16 protein-coding genes and 1 riboswitch are annotated in these 12583 nt (G+C 35.4%); of the genes, 2 read left to right on the top strand and 14 right to left on the bottom strand.

What is annotated here, in order from left to right; translation table 11 throughout:
• The first annotated feature begins 529 nt into the window (after positions 1-529).
• On the top strand, positions 530-1303 hold the full coding sequence (locus tag ACTWJ7_RS34750) for a hypothetical protein (RefSeq protein WP_443146548.1): 774 nt from the start codon (positions 530-532) through the stop codon (positions 1301-1303).
• Positions 1304-2198: 895 nt separating this feature from the next.
• Here the strand turns inward: ACTWJ7_RS34750 and ACTWJ7_RS34745 are convergent.
• The 8 genes from ACTWJ7_RS34745 to ACTWJ7_RS34710 form a co-directional block, all read right to left on the bottom strand.
• Positions 2199-2474 carry a hypothetical protein gene (locus tag ACTWJ7_RS34745; RefSeq protein WP_443146547.1) on the bottom strand — a complete coding sequence of 92 codons (276 nt, stop codon included), beginning with the start codon at positions 2472-2474 and terminating at the stop codon, positions 2199-2201.
• 43 nt (positions 2475-2517) lie between these two features.
• Entirely contained in the window at positions 2518-3054 is a 537-nt protein-coding gene (locus ACTWJ7_RS34740; protein ID WP_443146546.1) for a hypothetical protein, read from the bottom strand.
• A complete protein-coding gene (locus ACTWJ7_RS34735) occupies positions 3055-3717 on the bottom strand; it encodes a hypothetical protein (protein WP_443146545.1) in 663 nt (220 codons plus the stop codon).
• Between the two features lie 164 nt (positions 3718-3881).
• On the bottom strand, positions 3882-4034 hold the full coding sequence (locus tag ACTWJ7_RS34730) for a Spo0E family sporulation regulatory protein-aspartic acid phosphatase (RefSeq protein WP_443146766.1): 153 nt from the start codon (positions 4032-4034) through the stop codon (positions 3882-3884).
• Between the two features lie 140 nt (positions 4035-4174).
• Positions 4175-4339 carry a hypothetical protein gene (locus ACTWJ7_RS34725; protein WP_443146544.1) on the bottom strand — a complete coding sequence of 55 codons (165 nt, stop codon included), beginning with the start codon at positions 4337-4339 and terminating at the stop codon, positions 4175-4177.
• The gene (locus ACTWJ7_RS34720) at positions 4336-4881 is read right to left on the bottom strand and encodes a hypothetical protein (RefSeq protein WP_443146543.1); all 546 of its coding nucleotides are present in this window, start codon (positions 4879-4881) and stop codon (positions 4336-4338) included. Before ACTWJ7_RS34720 ends, ACTWJ7_RS34725 begins: the two co-directional genes overlap by 4 nt.
• A 40-nt stretch (positions 4882-4921) precedes the next feature.
• Positions 4922-5707, bottom strand: a complete 786-nt coding sequence (locus ACTWJ7_RS34715) for a hypothetical protein (RefSeq protein WP_443146542.1) — start codon at positions 5705-5707, stop codon at positions 4922-4924.
• Between the two features lie 272 nt (positions 5708-5979).
• Positions 5980-6771: a LytR/AlgR family response regulator transcription factor gene (locus tag ACTWJ7_RS34710; RefSeq protein ID WP_443146541.1), complete on the bottom strand. Its 792-nt coding sequence runs from the start codon at positions 6769-6771 to the stop codon at positions 5980-5982.
• Between the two features lie 185 nt (positions 6772-6956).
• Between ACTWJ7_RS34710 and ACTWJ7_RS34705 the strand changes: the two genes are divergently transcribed.
• Positions 6957-7190 carry a hypothetical protein gene (locus ACTWJ7_RS34705; protein WP_443146540.1) on the top strand — a complete coding sequence of 78 codons (234 nt, stop codon included), beginning with the start codon at positions 6957-6959 and terminating at the stop codon, positions 7188-7190.
• Positions 7191-7313: 123 nt separating this feature from the next.
• A riboswitch (cyclic di-GMP riboswitch) is annotated at positions 7314-7402 on the bottom strand.
• Positions 7403-7486: 84 nt separating this feature from the next.
• Here ACTWJ7_RS34705 and ACTWJ7_RS34700 read toward each other — a convergent pair.
• The 6 genes from ACTWJ7_RS34700 to ACTWJ7_RS34675 form a co-directional block, all read right to left on the bottom strand.
• Entirely contained in the window at positions 7487-7987 is a 501-nt protein-coding gene (locus ACTWJ7_RS34700; protein ID WP_443146539.1) for a hypothetical protein, read from the bottom strand.
• A 111-nt stretch (positions 7988-8098) separates the two neighbouring features.
• Entirely contained in the window at positions 8099-8461 is a 363-nt protein-coding gene (locus ACTWJ7_RS34695; RefSeq protein ID WP_443146538.1) for a hypothetical protein, read from the bottom strand.
• Complete coding sequence (locus ACTWJ7_RS34690) at positions 8458-8676, bottom strand: hypothetical protein (RefSeq protein ID WP_443146537.1); 219 nt, start codon at positions 8674-8676, stop codon at positions 8458-8460. Before ACTWJ7_RS34690 ends, ACTWJ7_RS34695 begins: the two co-directional genes overlap by 4 nt.
• A gap of 59 nt (positions 8677-8735) precedes the next feature.
• Positions 8736-9710 (bottom strand): site-specific integrase, encoded by a 975-nt coding sequence (locus ACTWJ7_RS34685; protein ID WP_443146536.1) that lies wholly within the window; start codon positions 9708-9710, stop codon positions 8736-8738.
• Positions 9711-9855: 145 nt separating this feature from the next.
• Positions 9856-10266, bottom strand: coding sequence for a hypothetical protein (locus ACTWJ7_RS34680; RefSeq protein ID WP_443146535.1), 411 nt, complete (start codon positions 10264-10266; stop codon positions 9856-9858).
• Between the two features lie 298 nt (positions 10267-10564).
• Positions 10565-12304 carry a hypothetical protein gene (locus tag ACTWJ7_RS34675; RefSeq protein ID WP_443146534.1) on the bottom strand — a complete coding sequence of 580 codons (1740 nt, stop codon included), beginning with the start codon at positions 12302-12304 and terminating at the stop codon, positions 10565-10567.
• Positions 12305-12583: the final 279 nt, after the last annotated feature.

Here is a 12583-nt window from a genome sequence, read left to right as displayed (position 1 = left end):
ATTAATTTGGATTTCCGTAGAATGTCGTGTTTCTTGCAACTCTCCTCTACATTTAGGGCATGTTACCATTATCATATCTACCTGTACTTCCTCCTTTAATTTAACCCATGTTCTGATAACAAGTGAGTTAACATCTTTATAAGAATTTATTATTTTGATTTGTAAACGGTAATCTGTTTCAAATTAACAAATTCATTTGTTTTCACCAGACATTGGGAGCAGTAGGTCTTATTGTTGCTTGACGAGCGAGGTGGTGCAGTGTATTTCGAAAAGCAAGTTGGGCATGAAAAAACTCGCGAAGGAACCTTTCCTTTTTGTTCCAGCGTCCCTTTTTTTTCATGATAGAATGTGAGGTTTTAAAAGACAATTCCTTACCCCCTAAGTCATATGCTATATTACCTTTAATATACAACAACAACTATTAATAGACCATTAATTAAAATTGTACAAATTGTACTGGCAAAGATACCACCCAGATACTACAAATAGTATCTGTCCATGGATAAATATAGTTTAAGGGAGGAATTTGATGCCAAGCATGTATGGAAGATACATACGACCAGTAAAAATCAATAATAAACCAGAAAAAATGCTGGCAAATGAATCAGTTCAAGACCAGATTATTAAACGAGATCTGTACTCTCTATTAAATGAGAATTCAAGAAGTAAAATGCTCATGAATACTACAGCTAAGGTTTTTGAATGGATTGCTGTAATAACTTTAAGTTTATTAATTTTATCAATCTTCGGTAACCTAATCTTCTCATGGTGGACTGGAAAAGAGACACCCGGTTATTGGGGTATAATTTTTGTAGTCATGTTATTAGGCGGATTCGTCGGTCTTATTGGATCAGGTACTGCTTCAAATTTATTTGTGAAAAAGGAGTATAGCGAGCTCTCCTTTCTAGTTAAGTACTGGATCTTAAACTTCAACAAAGAAGTCCTCTTCTCTATCCAGTGTAGTGCTATTCATAAATACTTAAAGAATAATAGCAAGATGGATAAGAATTACATTGATTATCTTATTGCCTACTATACAGAACGAAGCGATAGCCTCCGCAAATTGCGATGGTTGCCAGTAGCCATTTTCACAGCATTTTTATTCCCATTATGGAACATCTCATTGAATAAACTTTTTGCTGCTTCTAATTTAAGTACTGCAATAGGGATTATTTTAACTCTTATACTTGCAGCAACTATTATAGTCTGGCTATTTCGAAAAGTTATTGAACCAATAATTTTTTATAAGCCGATTAAATATCTTCAATTGGCGACGATTCTCCGGACAGTAAAAACATTCTAAATTCAACAAATGCAAGATACCCCTGGGGTTTACACCAGGGGTATCGCTATTTCTCAGTAATTAAGTAAGCATAAGTTAATGCATAATAATCTGAATTATTCTAGTTAAACCGGATACTACATATGGTATGTTCAAACTTCGGAAGTTTACTGATGAATTTCGTAGAGACACGATTTATTTTTCTGTATTTTTTTTAATAATCCTTTGTTTATAGCCTACTTACTCTCCCATAGCATTTGAGTAAGTAAGGGTATTTTGTTACTATGTATATCGACTATGCCCTGTTTACAAAATAGCATATGTTGGGTTACAGTATGATAGTAGCAGCTGTGGTGCCCTCTATGAAGGGAGGGGACAGACATTAGTAAGGTTATTTTAATTATAATCATGGTTACCTATGCAGCAGAATTTTTAAAAACGTTGTTGAACTTAGGTACAGCATCAATAAAATTTATTCATACCCTTCACAAATTCTTTTGGCCGAGTAAGTCTTCTTCTCGCAAAAAAAGAAGCATTAACAGCGACAACTGTTGAATGCTCCTTTTTGACTTACTTAGTTCATTACTGCTAGGACTACTTTTAGCGAGGGAATCCTAGCTGTAAAAAAGAGTGGCACTACTGCTACTACTTTAATCTGTAACGTTACTAGGGTAACGTTACTTATAACGTTATGGCAATTATAGCACCACTATATAACATATACAATGTATATGCAACCTTGGGTTAATAATGAATTAATTCTGAACGATCAGTTACATTTCTTGAACGCAATCGCTCTCTATACTAATTTTAATGAGAAGACTCGCTACATTATAATAGCTAGTATTCATTGTAGTTGGTATAAATTCCTCTAAGTAACCACAGAACTTTTCACTCAATCCACTGATTACATCAATTAGTTTTGGAGTAATAAATCAACAATTCCCGCTAAACCAAAAAGCACTAACAACATAACAGCGAGTAAGGGTATCCCAATTGCTACAAGACTCTCTAATTCGTTCTTTTCATTCACTCTCATCTTCTTAAGATATAATCCGATCATACGTTCATAGGCTTTACTTTTAATGAATCTGTAACCCACAAACATAACTATAGCTAGAAGAAGACCATATAACCCCAAAGTGTTCGAGAATTGACTAACTTTTTCTAGATTTCCATTGACGTTTTCCATATTCCCTCCATCTTTCAGATATACATTTTAATTCTTTATACATTCAATTCAAGGGTAAATTTCTTTTTCCAGGGTTCATGACACAGCGGAGAACAGGATATTTTTTACGTTTCCATGCCTCTACCTTATAGAAAGTAACAATAAAACAAGTAGCTCTATAGAATAGCGCTTGTAGCCTATTTGCCGGTCGGATCTCTATTGCGACATTTAATCTTTTTGCAAGTTCATCAAGCCGGTGCTGGTCGTAATGATTAGTATAGAAGAGTACACTGACATCCATCTTCAAAGCAATTCGTCGAATTCTGGCCACTCTTATGGCTATCGTATTCCAATCTGTGAGGGAACCAATATGAAACTCTAAATTATTAAATAACCGATTGTACCATATTCCGTGTCCGTACTTTTTACTCGAAATAATCACCTCAACCGAAGGATAAATAATTGCTAAGGCAATCATAAGAAAGATAGGGATAGCGGTACCGAGATAATTAGCAAGAGAAGCAAAATATGCCGCAACACTAAACATAATTAGAGTAATTAACACTGTAAATTCTAAAAGCTGCATTCTTATATTATTCATTTAGGTTCTTCTCCTCAGGTTTTTTGAGTTGTAGCTTTCGTAAACTGATTTAACTAAGTCATTAAGTCGATCTGATTCCTTTCTTCCTCCCCCTATGTACTGGCACTTCATAATATTGAACACCAAACCATCATTATAAAATACATGTACATCTTCTTCTTTAGTGAAATAATTGTACTTGCCCACTACATAATAGAAGAAATCATCACCTGTGCATTTGAAAGCAAGAGCATTTCCATCCGTCGGTTGACTAGCTTTGTAGATATTATGTTTCGCCCCCATATCTTTAAAATTATCAATGATAACATGGAAGACAGCAAAAAAGTCTATTGTGGACATTAAATCTGTTACAATATGCTTGACATCTACTAAATGATTCTCATTTAAGTAAGTTAAGTACTTGAAGTGTATACTAGTCGACCACTCGAACGGTCTGCTCATTTCTTCTGCATACTCCATCTGAATTGCCCAGTGATTTGCATGAATCCAGGTGCAATCGTTTTCCTCTTTAAATTGAATGGCCTTCCGGAAAGTTTCGAGTGCCCTTTTATCAAAACGCTCATTATTGTTCATTAAATTCAGCTTTTGAAGCTCACTACGGAAATTATCGACCGTCCCTCTCTTTTGATCTGTTAATTCCATAACATCATTTACGGTAAACATTCTAATCCCCCTTGTTAAATGATTCATATAGTCTAATTCTACTACAATCAGACTATACGAACAATCAAAAAGATACCCCAACATTAAATGATGGGGTGAACTTGTTAAATGATTCATATAGTCTAATTATCTAATTCAGGGAATCTACCAGATACAAGATCGAGTTAACTCTCATTAATACGATTTATGTAATTTTTATAGTGCTGATTTATCACTTCATCTAATCGTTCGGATTGCTTAATAACTAAAGGGTGTGCAAGTCCATATGCGTTTACTAATTTAAGTAGACACTCTCTTTCTTGTTCCAAAGTGCTCATGTCTGAACTTTTAATCATAATGATTCACCTCAATATATATCCTAGCGGTTTCTGCTCATATTGTAGACTTAGCCACATGAACAAAAATTCAAAATAAAAAGCCTCCATTACAATGGAGACTTACGTAGGCCACTAAACTTCTACCAACCACCTTCACCGTGTGAAGAGGTTGTTACTATAGTGTTCGGAGAAACGGGAACAGCAGGTTTAGTAGCATCCGTATTTGCTGATACCTGGTTTAATGGACTGAATACCAGGATTGCCAGAGCCACAAATGCGGAAACTAGTACCGATTGTCTTTTCATCTGTTTAATTGAACCTCCCTTAAAATTGCTTTGTACCTATGGAGATGCTCTTCTGTTGCTGAATCCCTTATTTCATCAAATAAACAGAAGCATCTTACCATACAAGCATCATTTTTGATCTTAGCAGAGATTGCCAAACTATCTAGTATAAAGAGAATTCCAACCTTTGGGCGTAAACTCTTTGAGAAATACTCCCCTATGTCGGCTAGGAAAATTACTAACCGGTCATTGATAATCTGTGAAGAATACGACCCGACTTTACTTTGTGAAACCACCTGAGATTGGATGGTTTCATCAAACCGTTCAAGTATATGATCAATGTTCATGTCATATCTCAGAGCAGCCTTAACTATCTTAAAAAGTGCTCGCAATATTTCACTATCGTTAGTTGCCAGGGATTCCACATAATCATCGAGTAAATCAGTTTCCCCTGACATTAACCTATAAAGAGTTTTGTTAGCAGTAGCCCATAATAGAAATTGTTTTTTTGTTTGCTCAGCTGCTACATCACTTTCTATAATCCAATCCTGATTCTCGTACATTGCAACATGTTGCAATGCTTCTTTGTAATCTTGTTTCTCTTCAGCAATAGCCCCAAGAATTAAATGTGAGTAAAGAATATAGCCAAAGAGGGGTTTTGTGGGGTTGCTTCGCTTCTGTCTTGTCGCTTGCGATTATGATTTTGCTCATACTGAATTTTTGCAATTCTCCCATTTCACCACCAAGACTCATTGCTTTGTCCCATCGTCTAAGTGACAAATACAGATTCGCCAGATCCTTTAATGCATCTAACTGTTCGGTTTCACTCAGTCTCGTAACAAACGGTTCAAATATCAAGGCACGCTCTAAATTTAGGTCTTGGTCATCATTTAAAGTGGACTTAAAAATTCTGTATTGGCATATAGCCAGTCGCTCTGCATGTTGATATCGCTCCCCCTCGGAGACTTTCTTGTAAATAATTAATGCAACAGATTTATTCCCATCTGCGTTTAACATTTCAGCAAATTCAAAAAGTGAAGAGATATAATATGATTTTTCCAGCATCAGATCAACAACTTGCTCAACACATTCGAGTTTATTCAATTCCGCGCATCGTGAGATGTATGGTTTTAATCTTCTCCAATCCGTTGAGGGATCGTGCTTCAGCTCTTCAACATAGAGGTCATAGTAAGCCCCTTCCTCTAATCCCATAGTTGAAGTCAATTTGTCGAGGGTTCTGATCGGCATAGGTTTCGATCCATTAATGATTCTACTCAAGGTACCTGAATTAATTCCGGATTTCTCAGCAAAATGATAAATAAGTAGTTTATTCTGATCTATGTAGTGTAGCAATTCTGTTCGGATCGTCTTTGCATTATTTGATTCCAAGTGAGATTCCACCTCCACAGATAATAAACCATTTTTTATATGTTTTTCTCTTTATAAGTAATACTATGGATTAATCTACCATAGGTCAATGCCTTTTATGCGAAATTTCTGATTCTTTTAAATTTAGCAGGACAACGAACTGATCTTTATAACATGCTCGGTACCCCTAACAAAACATTGTACTTTGAAATTTGAAATAAAAAGCAAATAGACCAGGCTAAATGAGCTGGTCAAATAAATACATTGATGATTAGCTGTCCCAGTATAAGGTGTTAATCTTCATTTGATATATTTAAAGTACTAGAGTCTTTGTTATTGAGCTTGTAGGCCTCTTCAAAGAGTTTGCGTTTACGTCTAGGCAAATCAATTTCAACAGCATTGTGCAACAAGATGATATAGTTCCCAATTGTATTCTCACTAGCAAACACTTTAGACACATAGTTCATGTTAATGATGTTAGACTGATTAGGCATAAAAAAGCTGCTTGAGCATTGACTCATAATATCTTTAAGTGAGCTGGTAGATATGATCTCATCCTCACTGCCTTCAGCATAAATGATAGTCCGATGCTCCCCTTTAAGCTTACTTGCATAAATAAGATTATGCTCGTTCACATAGATGGTCTTGTAACTCGATTTTAGACTTATGATTCTTCCAGGCGATCCATGTGTAATGCTCAGGTCTCTATTCAATGTCATTCTAACCTTGTCTACAGCTTCAGTCATACGAACTAAATTCACAGGTTTGTTCAAAAAATCAAGACAATTCAGCTGAAGCCCTGCTAGCATTAACTCTGTATTCAATTCATCAGCCATGATGATCAAATACGGTTTAATTCCATAATCAATTAGTCTTTCATATGCAATCAATCCTGGAGTACCATTAAGATCATTTTTCAAAAATACAATATCTGGATTGTAACGGATACAATCGTCAATAAGCCATTCTCCGGACGCGACGGTGCTTAGAATGCTAATCCCTATCCTATTTGCGTAAATCACCATTTGTTCACGATTTTCAATGTTATCTTCAGCAATAATTGCGGTCAATATTTTGTTTGGCACTTGGACTTCCCCCTATTACTGTTTAATTCGCTGTTATTCGACAAATTTTTCTCCATATAAGGTCAACCTTCGTCCAAATATGCCATATCATACTAATGACCCATTCATGCGGTATAATCGTACTAAAAGTAGTACATTTTCACTATAAAAAAGATAACTCACACACTATCCACGGAGGGCAATATATGAACAGCAGAGAAGTAATGATTTTGGTTGAAGAAGACTATTCTTCTAAGAACGTCAGCGCATACGCTCCAGAGTTTCGGTTGAGCGTTGTTGGAGATACAGAGACGGAAGTCCTTGAAAGTATAAAGGAACTAATCAACTTAGAATTGGACAAGTCAGTGAACCTGAAGAGATTCTCTTCTAAATTTGTTTCTATGCCATTGGAATCCACCCTGCCATTAACAGCAGTATAGATGGCTCTTGTAAATAACAGCTCCCGGCCGCCAATGAACATGGGGAGCTGTTTTTTGCAATAAAAAAGGGCCTCTCTGAAGAGATCAGCCCATTCCACCGGTTTAAATCAATTGATTTTCAACTTCGGTAACCAGGCTGTCATAGTTCCAACAGGAACATTAGACCCTCGGCTTTGCGTCCTCACTTTTCAGTAAGTTTGCCATTTATCGTACTATTCATTGTATAACATCTTTATTTTTTAGCCAAGTTATCTCAAATCCATGAGGGAAATATCGTGAACATCTTTTCACTGTATTTATGAATACAGATTTGTGGTTATCCACGCTTTCCCATAGATAGTATCTACTTTGTTACGTGTACGATCCGGATATAGTAATTTACCGCAGTATTTGCAGTTCAATTTAGTTAATTCATCTCTTAAAGTAGAGACATACCTGGCGCTGCAGACGCACTGAACTTTGTATGAGACTTTAGTTATAGCAACTACGTCCAATTTTGATTCATTTTGTTGAATTGTTTTTGTTTCTTCGACTACTTCTTTATTTGGTTCTAAGGTATTACCAAGCTCACTATTCTTCTTAAATTTAAATACAGAAACAAGTTTGGGATTCAAACCTCTGATATATCCACCTTCTGAGGTGATATATTTACGACCATCCTTATAATGTTTGAGCCATTCCTTTTGTTGAGCACCGTTCAGTTCTATGTTCCCGGTAACCCCACTATGAAGTGTATAAATCATCGTTTCGGTACTTTTCTCACTATCACTACTCCGTGTATTGTTGTCATTGTACATATGTAGGACCGTTTCCCCTCAATTTTCTTTAAGTTACAAACAATATAGAGTTAGCTGAATCGAATATAGTTCTAAGTAACTTGCCATACCTTGGTAAATCAGTTTGATGTGTTATATCTCTTTGTTCTCTGAAAAGTCCTTAAATAGTCCTATGACATCTGCTGCTAGGAAGAGTGGGAGCAATACGACCATTATTACAGGATTAGTAAGAAGGACAATACCGAACAGGACAACAGCAGCTGCACCAATAATATTTTTTGTCGTTTGAACAGCAGCCTTAACACCAGCAACCGTTAATTCCCCGCTCTTTTTAACTTTAGCATCAATTTCATTTATAAAAAGCTGTACCTTCTCTGGTATTGCAATTCCCATCTCAACTGCTTTTTCAAGTACGTTACCCTTTAGAATAACATAAGCTATGGCAGTAGTTAATGACTCAACAGATCGCGTAGGCATACTTCTGAGATAGTTCATTCGTTCTTCTTCTGTTTTAGAAATAGCAGGGCTCGAACCGGCTTAGGAAATTGAAATTTTGCTTTCACGCTTTGCAATGCATTTTTCCATTGAAATTTTGGTGCTGGGGAGTCAATACTATCAATTAACTCATCTTTACTTACAGTAATAAGGTTCCCATCTCCTAAATCAACTGTGTAGCCATCTTCAGTTTTCACTACCGTATACTCACTCATTAGATTCCTCCTGTTAATAAAATTATATCAAGTATTCATAGCATAATACTACAATCTATCTAAAGACCGATATTTTGAGCAGCATTCTCGGTAAATAAAGAACCCATCCGAATATATCTTCTAACCATGGCATCTGAAGCATGACGTGTTTGTTCCTTTATCGACCTTTCACTTTTACCAAGCATAGCAGCTGAGGTAGCAAAACCTGAACGTATACTGTGGCCGGCATAAAGTGCTGGATCCAATCCTACAGCAGCTACATACTTCTTAATTATAAGTGCTACGGCCTTGTCTGAGAGTCTCTTTTCTGAAACATGGCTATGTTTATTAACAGGTCTGAATATTGCTCCATCAGTGATACCTGATTGTTTTATCCATTCATTATAACTACGGACCGGGCAAGTCTCTAAACGTGATCCATATGGAATACCAATGAATTCACCTTTCCCCTCCTGGTCTGTTTTCGATTTTGCGATCCGCATAATCATCCCTTCAGGAGTAATTCGGATGTCCTTCACATCAAAATTCACTAATTCGGACCTTCTGTATGCCCCACTAAAGCCGATTAATAGCAGAGCCCTATCGCGATAACCTATCATTCTATTCTCCGGAACATGCTGTAATATCTCTTTTAATGTGTCAACTGTGATTGGATTCTTTCCTACTTCTGCAGAACCATGGATTCTTTTAATTCCGGACCATATCGTTTTGATATGAATAGTATTAGGCGATTCTAGTTTCTTCATTATATGTGCTCGAGATATTGAGGAGATCCTACGTTGAATCGTACTAACTTTATACCCGGATGCAGCTAAACTTGTTAAATAGGACCCGTAAGCTTCATCGGTGGTTGGCAAATATGGTTGCTCATACTTGATACACCATGACTTAAAATGTGCCCAATCACTTTTGTAAGATATAACTGTATTGTCCGCTTTTGCTTTGGACATATAGTGTTTACTCTGCTCTAAAAGTAGCTCCAGGTTTAACTGGGGGTTTTCTATGTCAGTAGAATCATATTTTATAAGTACCAACTGCAACCACCTCCAATTTAGGACTGCTTTAACCCATCTTGCTTTTGAATATATTTGAAGTATAGATTCTTCTTAAATTCATCAACCCCATCTTCCAAATCCAACAGACGTACATGTAAGTTATTTATCTCTAATTCGGCTTTTTCTAGACGAATCTTTGCAAACATTCTTCCGATCTCTTTTCTTTTTCTTCTATATAAAGAAGCTCATCTTCAGACATTAAATCTATATTCAAATAAGCAGAAACACTAGCCTGGATTTTCTCTATTTTCAACTCATTACTGATTACTGCTCTGTGATTACCACCACTGCAGACTACGTGGTCTGCAGTGTCTGGAAGAAGTACAAGGTGCAACCCTTGAGGGGCTGGATCCTTCCACCCATGTTTTTTGACTTTATTTCGAAGACTCACTAATTGTGATTCCACCGGAATTCGTGATAGAGCAACAATGGATTTTGGATCAATTGTTCTTATTCCTAATTCAATGGACATATACAATCCGCTATTCTCATACTCTTCAATTATCGAATCTGATGATTTCCAGTTTTCATACATGAAGTATATCTCAACTCCTTTTTTTGTGATATTGAGGACTAAAATGTATTTCCCCAAGTATATTGGCCATAATACATACAAATGTAAACGATCAATATAAAGATAATCATGTTCAACATAGTTAACATACATATTATTATGTAATGTATTGTTTAAAGTGTAAGTAAGTTAACTCTCGTAAGTTCCAATACCTTTAAATTATAGGAACTTAGAATTCTTCAATTATATCATAAAAAAGCTGCTCGGGAGTGTATGTATACCACACCTCTCAAGACAGCTTATTTTTACAATACTTTTTCTACAACATAGATTTTCCCACTAGTTTGTAGATTGGATATTTTTTGAAAAGAACTTGGTCTTCGGAACTCAGCATTTCCAACAGCATGATGGTCTCTTGATAATACTCTAATAAAATATTTATACCTATTGACAATACATAATTTTGATCTATCATTGCTCTAAGTTTCATTTTCAGCAAGGTTTGAATTTCACTTTCATCAAGCTGATTACCAAACCATTTTTTAATCTGAAATTTGTTAATTTGAATGACATCGTCAAATTCGAATTCTGTCCCAATTGCTTTGTCATATATATACAGAGCTAAATTTAAGAGTTCTTCATTGTTAGAAAGTATATATGCATCAATACAGCGCAGACAGAAAATATTGGTTATATTGTAAGTCGTTATATCTAAAAATGGATTAAAGAAATCAAAGGAGCGTTTTATCTCATTTACATTCAAGTTTAGTGCAAATGCCAGATGTTCTTCATTCAATAACATATAAGTACTATGTTTAAACCTGATGTGAGGGTCATCCTTTATTGCAGCACTTATAATTGTTATATCTGGGCTAAATGCATTGGTCATTTCCATGCTCTCAGCACTTCGTTTTAGAAAGAGTATAAAATGATTATTCCCAATACGATATGCCGCTAAACCTTGTTCAAGATCTATATTTATGCCATCATACTCTTTGTAATAGACGATATTTATTAGACCCTGAAAATTAGATATTGTGTTCTCGTCATCCACTATAGTGATCTCTGGCCTAATATTTAGCATTTCAAACGTTTTTAGCAATTCACCCATTAATTTTTCATGGCTTATCAGGTCTTCAACAGTTTCTAGACTTTGTGGAACAATTAAATATTGGTCGTCCATGAAATAAACTCTATTACCAAGGAAAAGAGTTTTTAAAAAGGGGATTAACTTTAATTGTATTGACAGAGAACGGAAGTTCAGATATTTATATGTAAAGGTACCCTTAACATTATTAAAAATCAATTGAATTGCATTCTCAATTGTGAATATTCTCACCGAGTCTTGAATGGTATATTCAGTATACAACCGACATCTGGTTGATGAATCAATTAGATAATCAACGTAACCATCAAAACCTATTTCCTGGATCTTTGCAAACCCAAGAGGAAAGTGAGCTTGATTGATGATTCCATACATGCTAAATTTTTCATCAAATATATTATCAGTATTATTTGTCGGGTTAAACTTGAAGACCTGAAATTTATCAATTTCAAAAGGCTTGTTAATAACAAGTTCATATGGTTGGAGCTTTTGTTCCTCTAGAAATTTTAAACACACTTCATATAATGAAGTATCTTCCAAGGATTGAAGTTTAACTACCCTTGATTTTTTATCACCGTGCTTATGAACCAAATCATCAAGCTCAAGTGAGAGAAGAGATTTATAAAATAGTTTATAAGAACCGTCTGCCTTTACCTCACCGACGATAAGCAGCACACCACTTGTTTTTAGAAAATTTCTGTAGTCTGCCATCTCAAAGCTAAATGTGATCTCACGGTCACTGAATTTATCAACACCAGTTGATTTCACCTGAATAGGTACCTTCCCTAAGAAAGATTCTTTCTTTTCACTGTCATCAGACATGACATCGATGTGGCCATCAAAAGAAATAGCTTTGTCTCCTACTGGAATTTCAGGATTTAAAAACGAACCTGGTTGATTAGCTAAAGTATTAATGGCAGTAACAATGATTTTTTCTTTTCTAGAATTCGACAACACTGAAGCCCACCACTTCCAGAAGATTTGATATCTTAAATTATATCATGTTTCCTTACAAGCTATCCAAGACTACGGAAAACAGAAAGACTCAAAAGGATCACCTCAATGAGATGATCCTTCTAAGCGAGCAGCTTTTATAATACTATTATATCCACTTTGTTAAGATATATGCCAATAGAATAACGATGTTTTTTCAATTATTTTATTTTTAAATCTTCCCAGTTATTATTAGGTAACACTATAACAAGGAGATATGATATGGACATACTCAAACAA

Origin of the sequence: Paenibacillus sp. 1A_MP2, assembly GCF_052244825.1 — a bacterium.
GTDB lineage: Bacteria > Bacillota > Bacilli > Paenibacillales > Paenibacillaceae > Paenibacillus > Paenibacillus vandeheii.
This window is presented reverse-complemented; position numbering and strand designations above follow the sequence as displayed.

What these genes read in the sequence shown, in the direction of transcription:
- ACTWJ7_RS34750 (WP_443146548.1), top strand. Translation starts at nt 530, where the DNA reads ATGCCAAGCATGTATGGAAGATACATACGACCAGTAAAAATCAATAAT.
- ACTWJ7_RS34745 (WP_443146547.1), bottom strand. Translation starts at nt 2,474, where the DNA reads ATGGAAAACGTCAATGGAAATCTAGAAAAAGTTAGTCAATTCTCGAAC.
- ACTWJ7_RS34740 (WP_443146546.1), bottom strand. Translation starts at nt 3,054, where the DNA reads ATGAATAATATAAGAATGCAGCTTTTAGAATTTACAGTGTTAATTACT.
- ACTWJ7_RS34735 (WP_443146545.1), bottom strand. Translation starts at nt 3,717, where the DNA reads ATGTTTACCGTAAATGATGTTATGGAATTAACAGATCAAAAGAGAGGG.
- ACTWJ7_RS34730 (WP_443146766.1), bottom strand. Translation starts at nt 4,034, where the DNA reads ATGAGCACTTTGGAACAAGAAAGAGAGTGTCTACTTAAATTAGTAAAC.
- ACTWJ7_RS34725 (WP_443146544.1), bottom strand. Translation starts at nt 4,339, where the DNA reads ATGAAAAGACAATCGGTACTAGTTTCCGCATTTGTGGCTCTGGCAATC.
- ACTWJ7_RS34720 (WP_443146543.1), bottom strand. Translation starts at nt 4,881, where the DNA reads ATGTACGAGAATCAGGATTGGATTATAGAAAGTGATGTAGCAGCTGAG.
- ACTWJ7_RS34705 (WP_443146540.1), top strand. Translation starts at nt 6,957, where the DNA reads ATGAACAGCAGAGAAGTAATGATTTTGGTTGAAGAAGACTATTCTTCT.
- ACTWJ7_RS34700 (WP_443146539.1), bottom strand. Translation starts at nt 7,987, where the DNA reads ATGTACAATGACAACAATACACGGAGTAGTGATAGTGAGAAAAGTACC.
- ACTWJ7_RS34695 (WP_443146538.1), bottom strand. Translation starts at nt 8,461, where the DNA reads ATGAACTATCTCAGAAGTATGCCTACGCGATCTGTTGAGTCATTAACT.
- ACTWJ7_RS34690 (WP_443146537.1), bottom strand. Translation starts at nt 8,676, where the DNA reads ATGAGTGAGTATACGGTAGTGAAAACTGAAGATGGCTACACAGTTGAT.
- ACTWJ7_RS34680 (WP_443146535.1), bottom strand. Translation starts at nt 10,266, where the DNA reads ATGTATGAAAACTGGAAATCATCAGATTCGATAATTGAAGAGTATGAG.